The organism is Kribbella sp. NPDC056345 (assembly GCF_042262745.1).
Taxonomy (GTDB): domain Bacteria; phylum Actinomycetota; class Actinomycetes; order Propionibacteriales; family Kribbellaceae; genus Kribbella.
In genome coordinates this window covers 68,938-88,439 of the sequence record NZ_JBHJQQ010000007.1, presented here as the reverse complement: position 1 = coordinate 88,439, position 19,502 = coordinate 68,938, and the positions used below count along the sequence as shown (strand labels likewise).

Annotated in this window: 18 protein-coding genes; 10 read left to right on the top strand and 8 right to left on the bottom strand. The window is 68.5% G+C overall.

What is annotated here, in order from left to right; genetic code table 11:
* The first annotated feature begins 21 nt into the window (after positions 1 to 21).
* Positions 22 to 438 carry a PPOX class F420-dependent oxidoreductase gene (locus tag ACFCV3_RS24610; RefSeq protein ID WP_376033494.1) on the top strand — a complete coding sequence of 139 codons (417 nt, stop codon included), beginning with the start codon at positions 22 to 24 and terminating at the stop codon, positions 436 to 438.
* Here the strand turns inward: ACFCV3_RS24610 and ACFCV3_RS24605 are convergent.
* Both ACFCV3_RS24605 and ACFCV3_RS24600 read right to left on the bottom strand, forming a co-directional pair.
* Positions 435 to 1,178 (bottom strand): rhomboid family intramembrane serine protease, encoded by a 744-nt coding sequence (locus tag ACFCV3_RS24605; protein ID WP_376033492.1) that lies wholly within the window; start codon positions 1,176 to 1,178, stop codon positions 435 to 437. The genes ACFCV3_RS24610 and ACFCV3_RS24605 overlap by 4 nt on opposite strands.
* 60 nt (positions 1,179 to 1,238) lie before the next feature.
* On the bottom strand, positions 1,239 to 1,781 hold the full coding sequence (locus ACFCV3_RS24600; protein WP_132407134.1) for a peptidylprolyl isomerase: 543 nt from the start codon (positions 1,779 to 1,781) through the stop codon (positions 1,239 to 1,241).
* A gap of 155 nt (positions 1,782 to 1,936) precedes the next feature.
* Between ACFCV3_RS24600 and ACFCV3_RS24595 the strand changes: the two genes are divergently transcribed.
* Complete coding sequence (locus ACFCV3_RS24595; protein WP_376033490.1) at positions 1,937 to 2,692, top strand: DUF5324 family protein; 756 nt, start codon at positions 1,937 to 1,939, stop codon at positions 2,690 to 2,692.
* A 75-nt stretch (positions 2,693 to 2,767) separates the two neighbouring features.
* Here ACFCV3_RS24595 and ACFCV3_RS24590 read toward each other — a convergent pair whose 3' ends face one another.
* Both ACFCV3_RS24590 and ACFCV3_RS24585 read right to left on the bottom strand, forming a co-directional pair.
* Entirely contained in the window at positions 2,768 to 3,091 is a 324-nt protein-coding gene (locus ACFCV3_RS24590) for a hypothetical protein (RefSeq protein WP_376033488.1), read from the bottom strand.
* A gap of 177 nt (positions 3,092 to 3,268) precedes the next feature.
* A complete protein-coding gene (locus ACFCV3_RS24585; protein WP_376033486.1) occupies positions 3,269 to 3,745 on the bottom strand; it encodes a methylated-DNA--[protein]-cysteine S-methyltransferase in 477 nt (158 codons plus the stop codon).
* A 91-nt stretch (positions 3,746 to 3,836) separates the two neighbouring features.
* Here ACFCV3_RS24585 and ACFCV3_RS24580 point away from each other — a divergent pair, with 91 nt between their 5' ends.
* From ACFCV3_RS24580 to ACFCV3_RS24570, 3 genes are all read left to right on the top strand, one after another.
* A complete protein-coding gene (locus ACFCV3_RS24580; protein ID WP_376033484.1) occupies positions 3,837 to 4,562 on the top strand; it encodes a DUF4328 domain-containing protein in 726 nt (241 codons plus the stop codon).
* 205 nt (positions 4,563 to 4,767) lie between these two features.
* Complete coding sequence (locus ACFCV3_RS24575; protein WP_376033482.1) at positions 4,768 to 6,900, top strand: DUF4328 domain-containing protein; 2,133 nt, start codon at positions 4,768 to 4,770, stop codon at positions 6,898 to 6,900.
* 2 nt (positions 6,901 to 6,902) lie between these two features.
* Positions 6,903 to 7,670, top strand: coding sequence for a sugar phosphate isomerase/epimerase family protein (locus ACFCV3_RS24570; RefSeq protein WP_376033480.1), 768 nt, complete (start codon positions 6,903 to 6,905; stop codon positions 7,668 to 7,670).
* On the opposite strand, the gene ACFCV3_RS24565 is transcribed toward ACFCV3_RS24570, so the two are convergent.
* Positions 7,657 to 8,214 (bottom strand): TetR family transcriptional regulator, encoded by a 558-nt coding sequence (locus ACFCV3_RS24565; RefSeq protein WP_376033478.1) that lies wholly within the window; start codon positions 8,212 to 8,214, stop codon positions 7,657 to 7,659. The two genes, ACFCV3_RS24570 and ACFCV3_RS24565, sit on opposite strands and share 14 nt — an antisense overlap.
* A 93-nt stretch (positions 8,215 to 8,307) precedes the next feature.
* On the opposite strand from ACFCV3_RS24565, the gene ACFCV3_RS24560 reads away from it, so the two are divergent.
* Together ACFCV3_RS24560 and ACFCV3_RS24555 are read left to right on the top strand one after the other, a co-directional pair.
* Complete coding sequence (locus ACFCV3_RS24560) at positions 8,308 to 9,444, top strand: FAD-dependent oxidoreductase (protein WP_376033475.1); 1,137 nt, start codon at positions 8,308 to 8,310, stop codon at positions 9,442 to 9,444.
* A gap of 126 nt (positions 9,445 to 9,570) precedes the next feature.
* Positions 9,571 to 11,247, top strand: a complete 1,677-nt coding sequence (locus tag ACFCV3_RS24555; RefSeq protein ID WP_376033473.1) for a M14 family metallopeptidase — start codon at positions 9,571 to 9,573, stop codon at positions 11,245 to 11,247.
* Here the strand turns inward: ACFCV3_RS24555 and ACFCV3_RS24550 are convergent.
* Positions 11,233 to 12,255 carry a LacI family DNA-binding transcriptional regulator gene (locus ACFCV3_RS24550; RefSeq protein WP_376033471.1) on the bottom strand — a complete coding sequence of 341 codons (1,023 nt, stop codon included), beginning with the start codon at positions 12,253 to 12,255 and terminating at the stop codon, positions 11,233 to 11,235. The two genes, ACFCV3_RS24555 and ACFCV3_RS24550, sit on opposite strands and share 15 nt — an antisense overlap.
* Positions 12,256 to 12,383: 128 nt before the next feature.
* On the opposite strand from ACFCV3_RS24550, the gene ACFCV3_RS24545 reads away from it, so the two are divergent.
* Genes ACFCV3_RS24545 through ACFCV3_RS24535 form a run of 3 tightly spaced genes read left to right on the top strand, consistent with a single transcriptional unit; the run spans position 12,384 to position 16,947 of the window.
* Positions 12,384 to 13,871: an alpha-N-arabinofuranosidase gene (locus ACFCV3_RS24545; RefSeq protein ID WP_376033469.1), complete on the top strand. Its 1,488-nt coding sequence runs from the start codon at positions 12,384 to 12,386 to the stop codon at positions 13,869 to 13,871.
* A 21-nt stretch (positions 13,872 to 13,892) separates the two neighbouring features.
* Positions 13,893 to 16,106, top strand: a complete 2,214-nt coding sequence (locus ACFCV3_RS24540) for a family 43 glycosylhydrolase (protein WP_376033467.1) — start codon at positions 13,893 to 13,895, stop codon at positions 16,104 to 16,106.
* Position 16,107: 1 nt separating this feature from the next.
* A complete protein-coding gene (locus ACFCV3_RS24535; protein ID WP_376033465.1) occupies positions 16,108 to 16,947 on the top strand; it encodes a glycoside hydrolase family 43 protein in 840 nt (279 codons plus the stop codon).
* 83 nt (positions 16,948 to 17,030) lie between these two features.
* On the opposite strand, the gene ACFCV3_RS24530 is transcribed toward ACFCV3_RS24535, so the two are convergent.
* Together ACFCV3_RS24530 and ACFCV3_RS24525 are read right to left on the bottom strand one after the other, a co-directional pair.
* Positions 17,031 to 17,999 carry a hypothetical protein gene (locus ACFCV3_RS24530; protein ID WP_376033463.1) on the bottom strand — a complete coding sequence of 323 codons (969 nt, stop codon included), beginning with the start codon at positions 17,997 to 17,999 and terminating at the stop codon, positions 17,031 to 17,033.
* Between the two features lie 33 nt (positions 18,000 to 18,032).
* Positions 18,033 to 19,418 (bottom strand): PLP-dependent aminotransferase family protein, encoded by a 1,386-nt coding sequence (locus ACFCV3_RS24525; protein ID WP_376033462.1) that lies wholly within the window; start codon positions 19,416 to 19,418, stop codon positions 18,033 to 18,035.
* Positions 19,419 to 19,502 lie beyond the last annotated feature (84 nt).

Genomic DNA, 19,502 nt, shown 5'->3' with positions numbered 1-19,502 from the left:
CGCGCGTTGTACTTTGAGTGTATGGCATTCACCGAGGAAGAACTCAACTACCTGAAGACCCAGCCGCTCGCCCGGCTGGCAACGGTCGGCGCGGACGGACAGCCGGACGTCGTGCCGGTGGGGTTCGAGTACGACGGGACGTACTTCTACATCGGCGGGGCGATGGAGCCGGCCCGGACCCGCAAACTGCGGAATGTCGCGGCGGGGCAGGAGCAGGTGGCGTTCGTGATCGACGACCTGGTCTCGGTCGATCCGTGGTCACCGCGGTTCCTGCGGGTGTACGGGACGGCCGAGGTGGTGACGCGCGCGGGGCGGTTCGGTGCCGGGCCGTACCTGCGGATCACGCCGACGACGAGCTGGAGCTGGCACCTTGACGGGCAGGCGCTCGACCACGACGACCTGTTCGGGCCGCGTCGTACGGAACACGCCGTGGGCTAAAGGCGGGCTTTGCTGCGGCGGCGTTTGGTGTCCTGGAGGAAGAGCCAGGCGACTGCGGCGCCGGTGACGAAGCCGCCGAGGTGGCCTTCCCAGGAGATGTTCGGGATCACGAAGGACAGTACGGCGGTGATGGCGACGTAGCCGAGGATCCAGGTGACGTCGAGGTTGCGGGCGCGGCTGACCACCAGCAGGGCGCCGACCAGGCCGAGGACGGCACCGGACGCACCGAGTGTTGCGGAGGTGGGTGCGCTGATCAGCCAGACCGCGATGCCGCCGCCGAGTGCGGACAGCAGGTACAGGATGGTGAAGCGCAGCCGGCCGAGCATCTGCTCCAGGGGCGGCCCGATCTGCCAGAGCATGAACAGGTTCGAGAAGATGTGGAAGATCTGCACGTGGGTGAAGGCCGACGTGAGCAGCCGCCACGGCTCGGTCTCCACCAGCGCCGGGAACAGGACCAGATCGTTCAGGACCTGCGGGCTGCCGACGCGGACCCCGATGAACACCAGCACGTTCAGTGCGAGCACGGTCATCGTGATGACCTGGGGGTTGCCGCGCTGGATGCCGCCGAGCGACGTCCGGGTCTTCGGGATCGACTTCACACCCTCGTTGAAACAGCTGGGGCATTGGAAGCCGACCGCCGCACTGTTCATACAGTCCGGGCAGATCGGGCGGTCACAGCGCTGACAGCGGACACCGGCGGGCCGGTCCGGGTGCCGGTAGCAGACGGAAGCGGTCGTCACGGCGGTCCTCCGGGGGGAAGGCGACGGGACCGGTCCGGTGACCGGTCCCGCGGGGGTGGATCAGGCGTTCTTGCGCTCGATGACCACGTGGTTGATGACGACCGGGTCGATCGGCCGGTCGGCGGCGGCGGTCGGGACCACCGCGATCTCGTCGATCACCTTGCGCGACGCGTCGTCGGCGACCTCGCCGAAGATCGTGTGCTTGCGGTTCAGGTGCGGGGTCGGGGTCACGGTCACGAAGAACTGCGAGCCGTTGGTGCCCTTGCCGAACTGGATGCCGGCGTTCGCCATCGCGAGCAGGTACGGACGGTCGAACTGGAGCTCCGGGTGGATCTCGTCGTCGAACGAGTAGCCCGGCGTCCCGGTGCCGGTGCCCAGCGGGCAGCCGCCCTGGATCATGAAGCCCTTGATGACGCGGTGGAAGCCCAGGCCGTCGTAGAACTTCTCGTGGCTCGGCTGCCCGGTCTGGGCGTCCGTCCACTCCTTGGTGCCCTCGGCCAGGCCGACGAAGTTCTCCACGGTCTTCGGTGCGTGGTTGGGGAACAACCGGATGACGACGTCACCCATCGTCGTCTGCAGGGTTGCGTACAGCTCTTCGGCCACGGGAGTCACTCCTCGGTAGTTACATCTGACGCCATCGATCCTGTCACGTCCGGGCAAGAATCCGTGGTACCGGGGGTTTGACAGGTGGGTACGCGTACGATGCAGATGAGACCGGATTTGTCCAGAGCGGTATCAGTGCGTCCATGGAGGGAACTGTGGGTTTGAGGAAGTCCAAGGGCCGGATCGACATCGCGAAGGACCGCGTCCGGCCGTTCGCCGAAACGGCATCGGAGAAGCTCGGCCCGGCCGTGGGCACCGCGCGGGAGAAGGTGTCGCCGTACGCCGAGAAGGCGGTCGAGCGGGGCGCGCACCTGGCTCACGTCGCGGTCGAGAAGGCCGGACCGCGGATCGACGATGCCCTGTCCAAGGTCGGACCGGCCACCGAGCACGCTGCCGAGAAGGCGCGCGAGCGGTTCAACGACGACGTGCTGCCGAAGGTGTCGGCCGCGCTGGCGTCGCTGGCGGCCGCCGCCGAGCCGGTGGTCGAGGAGACCTCGCGCCGGGGCAAGGCCACGAAGGCCGCGCTGCGCGGTGAGATCGACGTACCGAAGAAGAGCCACAAGCTCCGTACGGCGGTGCTGCTGCTCGGCCTCGGTGCGCTCGCTGCCGCGGCCGTGAAGAAGCTGCTCACCCCGCCGGAGCCGGCCTGGCAGTCGACGCCGACCAGCGGCCGTGACTACAGCTCGGCCGCAGCTCCGCGCTCGGAGAGTGCCAACGGCCACACGACGGCCAAGACCGAGACCCCTAAGCCGGAGGCTCCGAAGGCCGAGACCCCGAAGGCTGGGGCTCCGAAGGCTGACGAGGTCAAGGCCGAAGACGCCAAGCCCGAGGTGAAGGCCTCGTCCAACGGCGCCGCCAAGAAGACCACCACCCCCAGGAAGTCGACGGACACCAAGCCCTCGGATTCCTGAACCGAAGTACCGCAACGGCGAAGGCCGCGATCCCCGTGGGGGTCGCGGCCTTCGTGTTGTGCGCTGGAGCCTTGGTCAGATCGGCTGCGGCCCGGAGTCGGGCTCCCCGTGGGTGGCGGCCATCGTGTAGCGGCCGGCGGAGAGGAGCTGGGTGGCGTAGCGATGGGTGATACACGGATAGGTGCCGCCGCAGTGGGTGCAGAGCGCGTGGTTGCGATGCATCCAGGGGACGATGCCGAAGCGTTTGGTGCGGGTGAGCGGCTCGCGGTCCGGCGCGTGCATCTGGAGCGCCGCGCGGGCGGCGTCCTGGATCTCGGGCGCGGACCAGTCTTCGGCGCTCTTGTCCATCAGGGCGCCGAGATCGGGGTGGGGGTGGGCGATCGAGCGAGTCTTCGTCATGTGGGCGTCTTCCGAGGCAGGTGGGAGGGCGGCCGGCTCGATCGCTTGCTGAATCGTTTGATTCTTCGGTGATCGATCGATCGCTGATAGCAACGGTAGTCCTGCCAAGTCCAACGAGGCGCGCCGCAAAGGGCTATGTCGGTGTCAGATCTTCGTCAGGTTTCGCTGTGTGCCCGGTCAGGACCACAGGGTCTCGAAACTGACCCGTGCCTCGAGCTCCAGCAGATGCCGTTTGGTCGGGATGCCACCACCGAAACCGACCATCTTCCCGCCGGCCCCGACGACCCGGTGACAGGGAACGACGATCGGCAGCGGATTGCGGTTGCACGCCGTCCCGACCGCCCGGGATGCACCGACATCACCCGCCACGATCTTGGCGACGTCGCCGTACGTCTGCATCTCGCCGTACGGGATCCGGGAGAGCTGGGTCCACACCGCGCGCTCGAAGTCCGTCCCGCTGCGCACCGACAGCGGCAGGTCGAACTCCTGCAGCTCACCGGCGAAGTACGCCGCGAGCTGCTCCGCGGTCCTGGTCAACAGCGGATCGGTCTCGGCCGGACGGTCGAGCCGCTGGAACGTGACCCGGCACAAACCGGTCTCGTCCACAGCGAGCGACAGCTCACCGATCGGCGAATCGACCACACACCAGCGCATGCCACCATCCTCTACCGCCGCACCGACACTTTCGACGGCCGACGACGTGATGTTCTCGCTCGGTCACGCGGTGTTGTGCTACATCTGATCCATGCCGAGCCGGCCGCCGCAACCGCCGCTGGACCGATGGTTCAGTTCCGAGCGGACGATGGGCCTGGCCTCCTCGGTGCTGATCGGCGTCGTGACGATCACCACCTGGGCGACCACCTGGTCGGACTGGTACTCGTACCGGACCCTCCAGCAGTACGGCGACGATCCGGACCGGCTGGCCGAGGCGGACCTGTTCTCCGGCTCACTCGGAATCGTCTCGGGGATCGCGCTGTTCGCGGCGGCCGCGGTGTTCATCGTCTGGCTGTGGCGGGTCCGGTGGAACGCGGAGATGTTCTGCCGGGGTGAGCACCGGTTCACGCGGGGGTGGGTGCTGGGGAGCTGGATCTGCCCGGTGGTCAACCTCTGGTACCCCAAGCAGGTGGTCGACGACATCGTCGCGGCCAGCGACCCGCGCACGCCACCGCAGACCGAGTCGCTGCGCGACCTGCCCGGCACCAGGCTGGTCTGGGCCTGGTGGCTGACCTGGGTGGTCGGTCTGGTCTCCGGCAACATCGTGCAGCGCGGCGTCCTCGGTGGCGCGAACACGGTCGGGGATCTGCGGACCAACGTGATCCTGTCGACCGTCTCGGCCCTGTCCACCTCGGTGGCCGCGGTGTTCGCCGTACAGCTGATCGCGCGCATCGACGACCTGCAGACGAACCGGCCCTGGGTGCCGTGGTGGGCGGTCGGTCAGCCGTCCACCCGCTTCGAACCTCCTGCGCGGTAAACCAAACCGTTACACACTGTCGGATTGGTCGTTACAAGTGGTGATGGCCGTACGAAAAGAACACGTTAAGTCGATACCCTCCGTGCTGGGACCGGCTCCCTTGGCGTACCTACTTCGTGGTATCAATATGGCTCGGTCATGCGGGGGCAGGTTCTGGCCGAACCGACTAACAGACGGAGTTCCGGCAACGCGAGGGACGCACGACGTGAGCCACCCGCAACCAGCAATGCTGTCTGCTGTTCAGCAGCCCGAAGATGAGTGGCAGCCGCACTCGACTGAAGAGTTCCAGCAGGTAGGTACGGTCGGCAAGATCGCGATCGGACTGCTGGGCGCGTCGACTGTCACGCACCTGCTCTCCACCTGGTCCGACTGGAACACGTACTCCGTGGTCCACCGCTACCTGGGTGGGATGCCGAACGTCGACGACGCGGATCTCAATCGTGCCGACGCGATCGCGAAGTTCACCGCGATCCCGAACGTCATCATCTCCGTCGCCGCGGCCGTGGTCTTCGTGATCTGGCTGTGGCGCGCGCGGGTCAACTCCGAGGTGTTCTGCCAGGCCGACCACCGCCGCAGCCACGGCTGGGTGCTGGCCAGCTGGTTCGTCCCCGGCCCCAACCTCTGGTATCCGAAGCAGATCGTCGACGACGTCTGGCTCGCGAGTGATTCGAAGACCCCTGTCTATGCCGACGACCTGCGCCGATTCAGGACGCCGACCCTCACCTCCGTGTGGTGGGTCGCCTGGATCGGCGCTCTCGCGTTCGACGTGGTGGTCCGCCGCTTCCTGATGTGGATGCCGGCGAACGTCGGCTCCCTGCGCGGTATCGCCTTCGCCGGTACGGCGTCGCTGCTGCTGACCGGGGTGTCCGCGGTCGCCGCGACCCTGGTGATCCGCAAGATCACCGCGATGCAGACCGAGCGCGAGTGGACCCCGTGGTGGGACCAGCGCGAGCCGAAGCTGACCGCGGTCCCGACGTACGCGAACGACGACACCGACGAGCAGCCCGCCATCGCGGAGCCGATCGCGGCCTCGGCCCAGGCCGGGCTCGCTTCGTCGCCGACGCGCCGGCTCGAGCGGCAGCCGGAGCTGCAGCTCGCCGGTGGCGGTGGGGCAGCAGCCGGCAGCCCGTTCGCCGCGGCAGCCGGGTCCGGCTTCCCAGCGGCTGCTGAGGCAGGTCCGGTGGCCGGTAGCCCGTTCGCGGCGGCCGCGAGTGCGTTCCCCGGAGACGGTGCGGCCGCGGGGTCCTTCCCCGGTGGCAGCCCGTTCGGTGCGGACGAGCCGGCCGAGGAGGCGCCCAAGTGGAGCCCGTTCGCTCCGGTGGCGGAGAACTGGCAGAGCGAGCAGTCGGTCGACGCCGGTCCTTCCACCGAGCAGTTCGACGCGGTGTCGACCTGGCAGGACGACACCAGCAGCCCCACCGAGCAGACGGCGTACCAGCCGCTCAAGCCGTCCTGGAGCGAGTTCCTGGGCTCGTCGACGCCCGAGGAGGACCCGCTGGCCGCGGCCAAGAGCCGGTGGCTGAGCGACGAGCCGTCCCGCACCACGGTCCAGCCGGACCCGTACGCGTACCAGCCGGAGCAGCAGATCGACCCAGAGCCGTCGTGGGCGAGCAGCTACTCCGAGCCCTACACGTCGTACGAGACCACCTCGGACTACCTGACCTCGACGGCCGCCCCGTCGTACGAGCCCGCACCCGAGCCTGAGCCCGCGCCCGTTGCGCGCGCTGGTCGCAGGGCCGCTCGGGTCGCGGTGGACAGCCCGTCGGTGATCCCGGCGGAGTCGCACAGCGTCTACCCGCCGTCGCACGAGCCGGCCTCGACCGGGTACTACGAGCCCGCGCCGGTGCTGGCCCCGCAGGACGACTTCCTGACGCCGTCGAAGCCGCTCCCCTCGGTCCCCGAGTACGGTCCGGAGCCGTCGTACACCCCGGAGACCCCCTCGTACGGTTCGGACTACAGCTCGTCGTACGAGCCCTCCAGCTACCAGTCCTACGAGACGCCGGCGACGGACTACACGTCGTCGTACACCTCGGAGTACACGAGCACCAGCAGCTACGACTCGACGCAGTACGGGTACAACTCGGACTACACGAGCAGCGCCTACGAGCCGTCGGCCCCGTCGACTCCGGCGTACGACGCGTACACCCCGACCTCGTACAGCGGCTCGGAGTACTCGAGCACCACTGAGCCGCCGGCGCCGTCGTACGACAGCTACAGCTACGGCACCGAGTCGTCGTACGGGCAGTATCAGCCGGCGGAGGAGTACAAGCCCGAGGAGCCGAGCCAGCCCGAGCCGCCGACCGGTCCGCGGACCCACCCGCGCCGTCGCTGGACCTGATCGTGCCCTTCGCCTTCTCCACCTTGGGGTGCCACGGCGCACCCCTGGACGAGGTCCTGAAGCTTGCCCTGAGCAACAAAGTGACCGGGCTCGAACTGCGGACCGCGCCCGACGAGTTCACCCACACCGGGCTGACGCCGGCCGAGCGTCGCGAGCTGCGCAGCCGGATCGAGGACGCCGGCCTGGAGATTCTCGCGGTCAGCAGCTACGTCAACCTGTGCGCGGTCGAGGAGCAGCCGCTCGAGGCACACCTCGAGCTCGCGGCCGACCTCGGTGCCCGCGGTGTCCGCGTGTTCCCCGGTGACGAAGCCGGTACGACGGACTCCCCGACCCCGGGCGAGATCCGGGCCCTGGACCGGGTGGCGACCGCGCCCAAGGAGTCGCGGATCCTGCTGGAGACTCACGACTCGCACTCCGCCGGCCGCAAGATGGCAGCCCTGCTGAGCCTGATCGACTCGAACGTCGCCGGCCACAACGTGCAGGTGATCTGGGACAGCGCGCACACCTGGTCGCACGGCGAGACACCGGCCGAGGCGTTCGCCGTACTGCGGCCGTGGCTGGAGTTCGTCCAGATCAAGCAGAGCGACTCGACGCAGAACTACCGGCCGGTGGCGATCGAGGACGGCGACTTCCCGATCCAGGACCTGCTGCAGGCGCTCGAAGGCACCGACTACCCGCTCTCCCTCGAGTGGGAGACGAAGTGGCACCCGCACCTGCCGTCCCTCGAGGAGACGCTTCCCGCGGTCGCCCGCTGGCTCACTCCGCGCTGAGCGGCGCCATCAGGTAGCGCGTGACGGTCGGCGCGAGGTAGGCGACCGCCTGATCCTCCGTCAGTGCGGTCACCGGCGGGAACCGCAGAATGTAGCGACAGAGGGCGAAGCCCATGGCCTGGGTGGCGACCAGCCCGGCTCTCACAGTCGGCTGATCGACAGCGAGCCGCCCCAGCACCGGGGCGAGCTGCGTGGCGAAGACATGCCGCATCCGCTCGGCCGCGCTCTCGTTGGTCGCCGCGGTCCGCAACAGCACCCGGAAGGTGTCGTCCTCCTCCCAGCGTGCGAACAGATGCCGAATCAGCACCGCGCCCACCTCCGCGGCCGGTACGTCGCTCAGGTCGGGGACCCGGACGTCGAACTCGGCCGCCTCCGCGAACAGCTTCTCCTTGCTGCCGAAATACCGCATCACCATCGCCGGATCGATCGCCGCGTCCGCCGCGATCGCCCGGATCGTGGCCCGCTCGTACCCGTCGGCACCGAACCGCTCCCGGGCGGCGGTGAGGATCGCCGCGCGGGTCCGGTCCGACTTCCGCTGCACCATCAGGCCAGCATATGCCAACGGTCGTTGACTTCTATCGAGCCACTACTTACAGTGAAAGTCAACAGATGTTGACAAGTGCTCGTGGAGGTAGCGATGAACGTCGAGGTCGTAGTAGTGGGCGCCGGACCCGTCGGTCTCGCGACGGCGGTCGCGCTCCGGCAACGCGGGCACGAGGTAGCGGTGGTCGACAAGCTCGCTGCCGGAGCGAACACCTCGCGGGCGGCGGTGATTCACGCCGGGACGATGGATGCGCTGGAGTCGCTCGGTGTCACCAAGACCCTGCTCGCGAGCGGGCTCGCGCTGCCGCAGTTCGCGATTCGCGACGGTGACAAGCTGCTCGCGGCGTTCGCCTTCCGGGACCTGCAGACCAGTCACCCCTACACGCTGACCATCCCGCAGACGGTGACCGAGGCGGTCCTGCTGGAGCGACTGGAGGAGCTGGGTGGCTCGGTGCTACGGCCACGGTCGGCGGTCGGCCTGACCCAGGACGCCGACCGGGCCCAGGTGACACTCGACACCGGTGAGGTGATCAACGCGCAGTACGTCGTTGCTGCCGACGGCGTCCGCAGCACGATCCGGGACCTTGCCGGGATCGCCATGCCGATCGGAACCCCGATGCTCTCGGCCAGTCTGATCGACGTCCGTATCGATGGCGGACTCCGGACGGACGAGGTGACTCTGTACTTCGCCCACCAGGGTGTGCTTGTGGTCGCCCCCTTCGCGGACGGCTCGTTCCGGCTGGTCGCCGCGACGCCGGACGCGCCCGAGCACCCGGACGTCGCGTACGCGCAGCAGTTGGTGGCCGTGCGCGGGCCGCAGTCCGTGCGGCCGACCGTGACCGACATCGTGTGGGGTTCGCGGTTCCGGGTCTACGAACGCGTCGCGGATCGCTACCGGGAGGGCCGCGTCCTGCTGGCCGGCGATGCTGCGCACACGCACAGCCCGGTCGGCGGGCAAGGAATGAACCTCGGCCTGCGTGATGCCGTCGGACTGGGCCGCGCGCTGTCCACCGCGATCACCAGTGGCGACGAATCCGAGCTGGACGCGTACGTCGTACAGGGCCGGGCGGAGGCGGTCGAGGTGGTGGCGCTGGCACACCGGTTGACGCGCGTGGCGAACGCGCCCCGCGCGCTGCGGCCCCTGCGGAACCTGATCCTCGGTCGGGTCGGACGGTCGGCGTCGGCGAAGCAGCGGGTGGCTCACCGGATCGCGGGCCTCGCAGGGCGCTGAACTCCCGCGTGATTCTCCGGGGCGGCGAAGGTTAGCCCTCGCCGCGCGGGGAACTGCTTCCCCGGGACCGGTGCTACCTCTACCCTCCAGTTACCGCATGCAATGCCTCAACTACTGGAGGTCATCGTGTTCCGTCCCGCCCGATGGACTCGACTCGTTCCCCTCGCACTGGCGGCCGTCCTCGCCGTCGGTGCCGGGAGCCAACTGCCTGCCGCTGTGCAGGCCTCGGCGCCACCGGACCGCAAGGCCGTGGCAGAGCAGAACGACGAGCTGATTCAACTGCTCCGGGTGAACACCCCGACGCAGTCCGACCGTAAGCGCCTGACCAGCCTGGATCTCGACCTGGCCGAGTCAGCCGGACCGGCGTACACCGATGTTGTTGCCTATGGCAAGAGTGACCTCCGGCTGCTGACGCTGGCCGGATTCACCTGGTCGGTCCTGGAGGACGACCTCGAAGGCGCCGATCGGGAACGCGAGAAGGCCGATGCCGAGTACGCGAAAGCCGTGCGGAACAAGGCGGTTCTGGCCACCTTGCCGAGCGGCCGGACGGCGTACCGGCAGTTGGCCGACTTCAACAACAACCTGGCGAGTCTGGCGCAGCAGTACCCGACCAAGGCCAAGCTGATCAGTCTCAAGGAGAAGTCGCTCGAAGGCCGGACCGTGCAGGGCCTGGAGATCTCGCACGACGTCGCGACCAGCAGTGGCAAGCCGGTGTTCCTGATGATGGGTCTGCACCACGCGCGCGAGTGGCCGTCGGGTGAGCTGACGATCGAGTTCGCCTACGACCTGCTGAAGAACGACGGCGCCGACACCCGGATCACGAACATCCTGGCGAAGTCCAAGGTGATCATCGTGCCGGTGGTGAACCCGGACGGCTTCAACCTGAGCCGGACCCTCGGGTACGAGATGAAGCGGAAGAACTGCCGGATCACCAACGGCCAGCTCCCGACGGCCGGTCAGTGCGCGCAGTCGACGAACCAGTCCCGCGGTGTCGACCCGAACCGCAACTACTCCGGCTTCTGGGGTGGCCCGGGCGCATCGACCAGCACGACCTCGGAGACCTACCGCGGTCCGAGCGCCTTCAGTGAGCCGGAGACCCGCAACATCCAGTCGCTGGTGTCCGCGCACCAGGTGACCACGCTGATCACCAACCACACGTACTCCAACCTCGTCCTGCGGCCGCCCGGCTACGCCAGCGCGCAGAACACGCCGGACGAGACGGTCTACAAGTCGCTCGCTGACCAGATGGCCGCGCAGAACGCCTACACCAGCCAGAAGTCGTACCAGCTGTACGACACCACCGGCACGACCGAGGACTGGTCGTACTACGCGACGGGTGGGCTCGGATTCACGTTCGAGCACGGGGGCAGCTTCCACCCGGCCTTCTCGAACGTAGTGAACTACTACTTCGGATCCGGCAGTACGGCGGGCAAGGGGAACCGTGAGGCGTACCTGATCGCGGCCGAGTCCACCATCAACCCGGCCCGGCACTCCGTCGTCACCGGGACCGGCCCGGCCGGCGCCGTACTGCGGCTGAAGAAGTCCTTCACCACCAAGACGTGGAACGGCACCCTGCTGCCCGACGTCCTCGAGACCACGATGACGGTGCCCGCGGGCGGCTCCTACACGTGGCACACCAACCCGTCCACGCGCCCGATCACCATCCAGAACGGTGGCGGTACGGAGTCGTGGACACTGACCTGCGAACGCCCGACCGGTCAGGTCCTCGAGACCCGCTCGGTCACCGTCGCCCGCGGCGGCAGTGTCACCGCCAACCTGACGGCCTGCTCAGCGGCCTTCTGAACCAGCGGTGGATTCGCGGATCTCCAACGTGTAAGGGACGGTGAGGTTGCGACGCGCAGCCTCACCGCTCCCGGCGATCCGCTCGAGCAGCAGCGCGACCGTCTGATCGGCCAGCCACTCCTTGTCCGGCGAGATCGTGGTCAGTGACGGCGAGTGGTAGCGGCCGTCCTCGATGTCGTCGAAGCCGACGATGGCCACATCGTCCGGCACCGACAGCCCCGCGTCGGCGAGCGTGCGCAGGGCGCCGAGGGCCAGCAGGTCGTTGAAGCAGAACACCGCGTCCGGAGGCTCGGGCAGGTCCAGCAGCGCGCGCATCGAGGCGGCGCCGTCCAGCCGGTGATAACCCGTCCCGGCCAGCTCCAGCTCCGGATCGTGCGGTAACCCGGCCGCCTTCAACGCCTTCCGATACCCACGACGCCGTACGGCGCCCGTCCCCGACGCACCGCCGCCGCCGACACCGATGGCCGCGATCCGCCGCCGGCCGAGCGAGATCAGGTGTGTGGTCGCGTCGTACGCCGCCTGGACGGAATCCACCGCGACATGGTCGAAGGTACCGCCGGTCGTCCGCTCGCCGAGCAGGACGATCGGCTTCCCGCTGCCCACGGCCGCGCCGATCTTGGCCGGTGAACTGGTGATCGGGGAGAAGACGATGCCGTCGATCAGCTGGCCGCGCATCCCGTCCAGAATCATCTGCTCGGCGGCCGGCTCCCCTTCGGTCTGCTCGATCAGCACGGTGATCCCACGGCGCTTGGCGGCCCGGGAGAACGCGGCCCCGAGCTCGGCGAAGTACGGCGAGGCCATCTCCGGGATCGCCAGCGCGATGAAGTCGGAGCGGCCTTTGCGCAGCGAGCGGGCACTCACGTTCGGCCGGTAGTCCAGGTCGGCGATCGCGGCCTCGACCTTGGCCCGGGTGTGCGCGGTGATGTGCGGATAGTCGTTGATCACGTTCGACACGGTCTTCACCGACACACCGGCCCGCGCCGCCACATCACTCAGCCTGGTCGCCATCCGAACCTCCTGTCACCGACCTGTCGACCGAGTGTGCCACGCTCGCGAGGGGTGAACCCTTTACCGCGGATGTCAATCGTTGTAAGAATCCACGGTAAACGTTGTAATGCTCGCCTACTGGAGGTTTCATGCCGCGGCTCGTAGTGGATCCGGCGTTCGTCGTCGGAGCGGTGGACCGGCGGTTGTTCGGGTCGTTCGTCGAACACATGGGCCGCTGCGTCTACACCGGCATCTACGAGCCCGGACATCAGGCCGCCGATCCGGATGGGTTCCGTGAGGACGTGCTCGACCTGGTGCGCGAGCTCGGGGTGACCGCGGTCCGCTATCCCGGCGGCAACTTCGTCTCGAACTACGACTGGGAGGACGGCGTCGGGCCGAAGGACCAGCGGCCGCGCAAGCTGGACCTGGCCTGGCGGGCGATCGAGCCGAACCAGTTCGGCACCGACGAGTTCATGGCCTGGGCCGGTAAGGCCGGGGTCGAGCCGGTCTGGGCGGTCAACCTCGGTACCCGCGGGATCAAGGAGGCCGTCGAGTTGCTGTCGTACACCAACCTGCCGGCCGGGACCGAGCTCCCCGATCGCCGCGTCGCCAACGGCCACGAGGCGCCGTACGGAATCAAGGTCTGGTGCCTGGGCAACGAGATGGACGGGCCCTGGCAGATCGGCCACAAGACCGCGGAGGAGTACGCGCGGCTGGCCGAGGAGGCTGCGAGCGCGATGCGCCGGGTCGACCCCGATCTGGAGTTTGTCGCCTGTGGATCGAGTAACTCGGGGATGCCGACGTTCGGCGAATGGGAGCGGGTCGTCCTCGAGCGCACCTACGATCTGGTCGACCACATCAGCCTGCACGCGTACTACGAACCCCGCGACGACTCGGCGAGTTTCCTGGCCGCGGCCGAGGACATGGACCGGATGATCTCGTCGGTGATCGCTACCGCCGACCACGTCAAGGCGTTGAAGCGCAGCTCGAAAGAGATCACCCTCTCCTTCGACGAATGGAACGTCTGGCGCCAGTCGGACTTCCCTGGTGAGCTCGGCCTCGGCATCCGCGAGGTGGGTCCGCTGATCGAGGACACCTACACGGTCGACGACGCGGTCGTGGTCGGCAGCCTGCTGATCACCTTGCTGCGGCACGCGGACCGGGTGAAGATCGCTTGCCTCGCGCAACTGGTCAACGTGATCGGCCCGATCAGGACCGAGCCCGGCGGCCGCGCTTGGCGGCAGACCATCTTCCATCCGTTCGCGCTGACCGCGAAGTACGCCGGCCCGACCGTGCTGCAGACCGCGATCAGCGACGGGCCGGAGATCGACACGACCTCGTTCGGCCGCGTCCCCGCGCTCTGGAGCACGGCGACGTACGACGAGCAGACCGGTGAGATCGCGATCTTCGTGGTGAACCGGAGTGTGACCGACAAGATCGATCTGGAGATTCCGGTCGGGAGCCTGCGGATCGCGCGGCATCTGGCCTTGTACGACGACGACCGTGCTGCCGTGAACACGGCCGACGATCCGGACCGGGTGGTACCCCGGGTGATCGAGGGGACCGAGATCGTCGACGGCGTCTGCACCGCCACGCTGCCGCCGGCTTCGTGGCATCTGATTCAGCTCACCGTGTGATCCGAGAGGGGACCCCTGCCCGTGCCTCCCAAACGATTCCTGGCTGCAGCGCTCGCTGTGGCCGCCGTGGCTGCCGGTACGTCGGCCGCTACCGCCGCGCCTGCGCCGACCACCACCAACGCGATCTCGTCGAGCTTCGCGGACACCTTCGCCGACCCGTCGATCATCCAGGGCCGGGACGGCTACTGGTACGCCTACGCCACCTCGGACCCCCTCGTCGCCAACGGTCCGTTCGGACTGATGCACATGGCGCGGACCAAGGACTTCAGCTCCTGGGAGTACCTGGGCACGGTCTTCAACGAGCAGACCAAGCCGGCCTGGGCGGCGCCGGGTTCGTTCTTCTGGGCACCGGACATCCGGTACTTCGACGGCAAGTACGTCATGTACTTCACCGTCACCGACACGTTGGCCAACCCCGGTAGCGACTTCGCGATCGGTGCCGCGACCGCACCGACGCCGACCGGTCCGTGGACCGTCAGCGACGGACCGGTCGTGACACCGAAGTCCGATGGGAACGGTGGCTGGTACAACACCATCGACCCCGCGCTGCTCACCGCGGCCGACGGCAAGCGATACATGTACTACGGCGGTTTCTACGGCGGCATCTCGGTCACCGAGCTGACCCCGGACGGCCTGCACGCGGTCGGCGAACCGACCCAGGTGACGATCGGCGACCGGTACGAAGGCTCGTACGTCGTCTACCGCGACGGCTACTACTACCTGATGGCGTCGTCGATGAACTGCTGTGCCGGCCCGACCACCGGCTACTCGGTCTTCGCCGGCCGATCCCGCTCTCCCAAGGGTCCGTTCCTGGACGCCGATGGCGTCGCGATGACGGCGTCCCGGGTCGGCGGTACGACGGTCATCACGCAGAACGGCAACAAGTGGATCGGGCCGGGGCACCACGCGTTCATGACGGACGCGGCCGGTCAGGATCACATCGTCTACCACGCGATCGACCGCAACGCGGCCTGGCTGACCGACCCGTTCGGGATCAACCGCCGGCCGATGCTGATCGACCGGATCGACTGGATCGACGGCTGGCCGCGGACCCGCGCCGGTGCCGGTCCGTCCGAGGCGCCGGTGCCCGCCCCTGTCACGGGTTCCGGTCTGGGCATCGATGCGACTGACCCGGCTGGCGGTATTGCCGGTGCCTCCAGGCGTCCTGGTGATGCGCTGGGTGGACCGACTGCCGCGATCTCGGGTGCCGCGCAGACTCGCAGGTCTGCTGGACCTGGTTCGCTCCGGGTGGAGGCGGACGTTCGGCTGGGGTCGTCGTTCAGCACGGTGCTTGGTGGTCATCAGGTCGTCGCGACGGTGGCTCGGGGCAAGGTGACGGTCGCGGCAGGACGTCGTACGGCGTCTGCTTCGTTGCCGGCGGACTTCGATCCGGCGCAGTGGAACAAGCTGATCGTCCAGGTGTCGGGTTCCACGGTGAGTGCGCGGATCAACGACGCCGGGCTGGGTGACGTGTACGCCGAGGCGAAGCTCGACGTACCGGGGTTGAAGCTGGCTGCAGCGCCGGTGCGGTGGCTCGGGTCGGCCGAGGTGGACAACCTGACCGTGCGGCCGGTGGCAACGCCGGTACGACGGTTGGCCGCCGTACCGAAGCCGGGGAAGCTGCTCGCTGGTGACGACTTCGCTGGTGAGCTCGGTGCGGACTGGTCCTGGGTGCGTCCGGACGCGAAGGCAGTAGTTGCCGACGGCAAATTGTCGTGGCCGTTGCAGAACGCGGACCTGGTCGGTGGCGGGAACAACGCGGGATTGCTGTTCCACGACACGCCTGCCGGGGACAGCTGGATCGCGGAGACCAAGTTGCACCTCGACACCGGGTCGGGCGATATCCGCAACTACCAGCAGGCCGGGATGATCGCGTACCTGAACGACAGCGACTTCGCGCGGCTCGGGAATGTGGCGATCTGGAAGACGCGGCAGAACGAGTACGGGCGGGAGCTGGTGGCGCGACCGTCGGACGGCGCGACGAGCTACGGTGCGGCCGCGATCGGTCGCTCGGCGCCGACGGAGTGGATGCGGCTGGCGTACCACAAGAACGCGGCCGGCGAACACGTCTACCAGGCCGGGACCAGCGTGGACGGCAAGAACTGGGTCTGGGGTGCGTCGTGGGTGCTGTCGGCCCCGGCGAAGCTCGGTCTCTTCGCTCACGGCGAGTTCACCGGCGCGAACCCCGCACCGGTCGCGACCTTCGACTACCTGTGGTTCTACGAGAGCAAGTGACATGGAGGTCTACGCCGGCAACTTCGCCGACCCGTTCGTCCTGGCCGTAGCCGACGAGTTCTACGCCTTCGCGACGAACGGCCCACTCGGCAACGTGCAAACGCTCAGGTCCACCGACCTGACGACCTGGGAGCCCGTCGGCGACGCGCTCCCCACGTTGCCGGCGTGGACCACTCCAGGCCGTGTCTGGGCCCCCGAGGTCGTTGCCCACGGCCCCGATCGCTACGTCATGTACTACACGTCCGCCGACCCGGCCACCGGTCACCAGGCGGTCGGCGTCGCGGTCGCCACGCACCCGCTAGGTCCATATATCGACAAATCACCTTCGCCACTTCTGAGCCAGGCCGACGAGGGCGGCTCCATCGACGCCTCCCCCTTCCGCGACTGGCTCTACTGGAAGAACGACGGCAACGCGATCGGCGCCGACACCTGGATCTACGCCCAGCAACTCTCCCCCGACGGACTAACCCTCGTCGGCCCGTCACACCGCCTCATCAAACAAGACCTCGACTGGGAAGGTGCCCTGGTAGAAGCCCCGTACGTCGTCGAACGCAGCGGCCACTACCACCTCTTCTACTCAGCCAACGCCTTCGACAAGCCGCAGTACGCCGTAGGCCACGCAGTCGGACCGACCCCCACCGGCCCGTTCACCAAGTCCGGCGCCCCGATCCTCTCCGGACCCGGCGGCCCAGGCCACAACATGGTCCTGTCAGTCGGCGGCCGCGACCATTTCGTCTACCACGCCTGGGACCCAACCCAAGTAGGCACCGACCCCCGAGGCCGAACCATGCACATGAGCGAACTCACCTGGTCCGGCGACCAGCCGATCGTGCGCACGTAAAGCCCCGGGCGGATCTGCACCACCGTCCAACCTCCCGCACCTGCACAGCGTTAGACGGAGCTGGCGGTCCGCCCGTAGGTCTGTCAGCTGCAGTTCCACCGGACGGGTTGGTTGGTGAAGCCGTCGGTGCCGTAGAGCTGGCGGGTGTTGGTGATGGTGGCGGGGGCGATGCCGGAGGCGCCGCCGGGGTCTTTCTGCTCCAGGGGGCGGAGGCCTTGGGTGGTGATGGCGGCGTTCGTGCCGATGAGGACGTCGCCGCGGTCGTTCAGGGCGGTGGCTTTGCCCGGGGCGATCGGGGTGGCAGGGGTGCCGGCGGTGAGATCCCAGCGGACGGCTTGGCCGGCGTCGGTGCCTACCGCGATGCCGTTGCGGATGGCAGCTGCTTCCGGGTAGGACCCTGACTTCGGGAGGAGGCCGACGGTGCCGTCGGGGCGCCAGAAGACCGCCTCCTGGGCGCGGACGACGGCGTTCTCCCAGTCCCAGTCCTGGATGATGCCGACCACGGTGCCGTCGTCGTCGATGTCGTTCGCGATCGCGTGGTTGAAGCCGGCCGGGACCGAGAGGACCCGCGGTTCGTTGGTCGCGCTCCAGACCACGCCGTGACCGTTCCGACCGTCCGCGTCCGTCGCGTAGCCGACGGCCAGACCATGTGCGTTGTCGATCGCGCTCAGCCGCGCGCCGGCGTACCCGGCGGGTGTTGGGAGCTGTTCGGCCGCCCCGTCGCGGTAGCGCAGATTCGCCGCGTCGGTGGTGATGAGGATCTGTCCGTCGTCGCTGGCGTCGACCGCCCGAGCCCAACCGCCGGTCACGCCGAGCTGCTTCGGTACGCCGTCGTGCCAGCGGACGACGCTCTGCAGGCCGTCACTGCGCTCACCGGATCCCACCACGAACCGTCCGGCGGGCGCGGCCCCGGACGCGTCCACCCCCGTGAGGCCGGACACGGTGGTCAGCGGGTGCTGCAGGCACTTCTCGGCCGGTGCGGCGTGGGCGATCTGAGGTGCGAGAAGCGGGAGGGCGAGTGCGAGGAATGCCAGACCGGCTCGTTGGTTCATAGCCTGAGAGTGGCAGGTGGCCAGGCCAGAACTTCAGCCTTTCGAACCTGCTCGAATCAGGACTTCGGTCAGGACCGTGAGGGCCCGATAGAGGTCCTCGGTGGTGGGGGTGGCGTAGCCGATGACGAGGCCGGGTGGGCCTGGGATGGAACGGCGGTGGTCGGAAAGCGCGCCTACCGCGACGCCGGCGGCACGGGCCTGGGCGGAGATCGTGCGGTCGTCGAGGTGGTCGGGCAGGAGGAGCGTGATGTGGAGGCCGGCGTCCTGACCAATCACCCGGCCGTAGGGCGCGAGGACGGAGCACGTGTGGGTACGGCGTTCGGCGTACCGGCGGCGGTGTTTGCGGATGACCTGATCGAGGTAGCCGTCGCGGAGCATGGCGAGGAGGGCGGCCTGCATGGGCCAGCCGGGCCAGTCGCCGGAGTTGGCGCGGAAGCCGGCGAGACGGTCGACAGTGGTGTCCGAGGCGACCAGCCAGCCGAGGCGCAGTGCCGGGCTGAGGGTCTTGGACAGAGTGCCGAGGTGGACGACTCGGTCCAGGTCCAGCTGGGCGAGGGCCGGCAGCGGCGCTACGTCGAAACGGAACTCGCTGTCGTAGTCGTCCTCGATCAGCATCGCCCCGGTACGGCGGGCCCACCGGATCAGCTCGTTGCGCCGGGCAACGGGGAGCCGGCCGCCGAGCGGGTACTGGTGGGACGGCGTCACGTAGACCGCAGGTAGATCGTCGGTGAGCGCTGACACCTGCAGCCCGTCGCGATCGACCGGTACGTCGACGATCGCGAGGCCGTGGTCGTGCGCAGCGACCACTGCATTCAGGTACCCGGGATCCTCGATCGCGATCCGCTCCCCCGGCCGCCGCGTCACCGCGAGCAGCAGCCGCAGGCCGTGCACGGTCCCGTTGGTGACCAGGATGTTCTCCGGTCCACACGCAATCCCGCGCACCCGCCCGACATGCTCGGCCAGCGCAGCGCGCAGCGCGGGCAGACCCGCAGCATCGTCGTACCCGCGTGGTGGTGACTGTGCGGACACCTCCCGCCAGGCGCGCCGCCAGCCGGGATCCGGCGTCGGGTCGATGAACGGGATCCCGGGCCGGAGCATCAGGAGCTGGTCGTCAGGAGCCGGATGGGACTTCGTACGGCGCCGCTCAGCCGGCCGCAGTGGCGCCACATCGGTGACGAACGTGCCCGCGCCGGTCCGTCCCTCGATCCACCCCTCGGCATGCAGTTGGTCGTACGCAGCCTGCGCCACCGCCCGCGATACCCCGAGCTCCCGCGCCAGCTCCCGAGTAGACGGCAACCGATGCCCGGCCAGCAGCCGCCCGTCCACCACCGCCGCCCGAAACTGCTCGGCCACCTGCAGATGCAGCGGCACACCACCGGAACGATTCACCACCAGCGGCAGAGAACTGTCCATCGGCATACGACCGATCGTAAGCGGAATGGACTGCCCGATTCATCAGCAAATGGACCGTGTCAGCAGGCCACTAGTCGCCGACGCTGGACG

What these genes read in the sequence shown, in the direction of transcription:
- ACFCV3_RS24550 (WP_376033471.1), bottom strand. Translation starts at nt 12,255, where the DNA reads ATGGCGACCAGGCTGAGTGATGTGGCGGCGCGGGCCGGTGTGTCGGTG.
- ACFCV3_RS24560 (WP_376033475.1), top strand. Translation starts at nt 8,308, where the DNA reads ATGAACGTCGAGGTCGTAGTAGTGGGCGCCGGACCCGTCGGTCTCGCG.
- ACFCV3_RS24545 (WP_376033469.1), top strand. Translation starts at nt 12,384, where the DNA reads ATGCCGCGGCTCGTAGTGGATCCGGCGTTCGTCGTCGGAGCGGTGGAC.
- ACFCV3_RS24535 (WP_376033465.1), top strand. Translation starts at nt 16,108, where the DNA reads ATGGAGGTCTACGCCGGCAACTTCGCCGACCCGTTCGTCCTGGCCGTA.
- ACFCV3_RS24585 (WP_376033486.1), bottom strand. Translation starts at nt 3,745, where the DNA reads ATGCGCTGGTGTGTGGTCGATTCGCCGATCGGTGAGCTGTCGCTCGCT.
- ACFCV3_RS24530 (WP_376033463.1), bottom strand. Translation starts at nt 17,999, where the DNA reads ATGAACCAACGAGCCGGTCTGGCATTCCTCGCACTCGCCCTCCCGCTT.
- ACFCV3_RS24610 (WP_376033494.1), top strand. Translation starts at nt 22, where the DNA reads ATGGCATTCACCGAGGAAGAACTCAACTACCTGAAGACCCAGCCGCTC.
- ACFCV3_RS24590 (WP_376033488.1), bottom strand. Translation starts at nt 3,091, where the DNA reads ATGACGAAGACTCGCTCGATCGCCCACCCCCACCCCGATCTCGGCGCC.
- ACFCV3_RS24565 (WP_376033478.1), bottom strand. Translation starts at nt 8,214, where the DNA reads ATGGTGCAGCGGAAGTCGGACCGGACCCGCGCGGCGATCCTCACCGCC.
- ACFCV3_RS24525 (WP_376033462.1), bottom strand. Translation starts at nt 19,418, where the DNA reads ATGCCGATGGACAGTTCTCTGCCGCTGGTGGTGAATCGTTCCGGTGGT.
- ACFCV3_RS24580 (WP_376033484.1), top strand. Translation starts at nt 3,837, where the DNA reads ATGCCGAGCCGGCCGCCGCAACCGCCGCTGGACCGATGGTTCAGTTCC.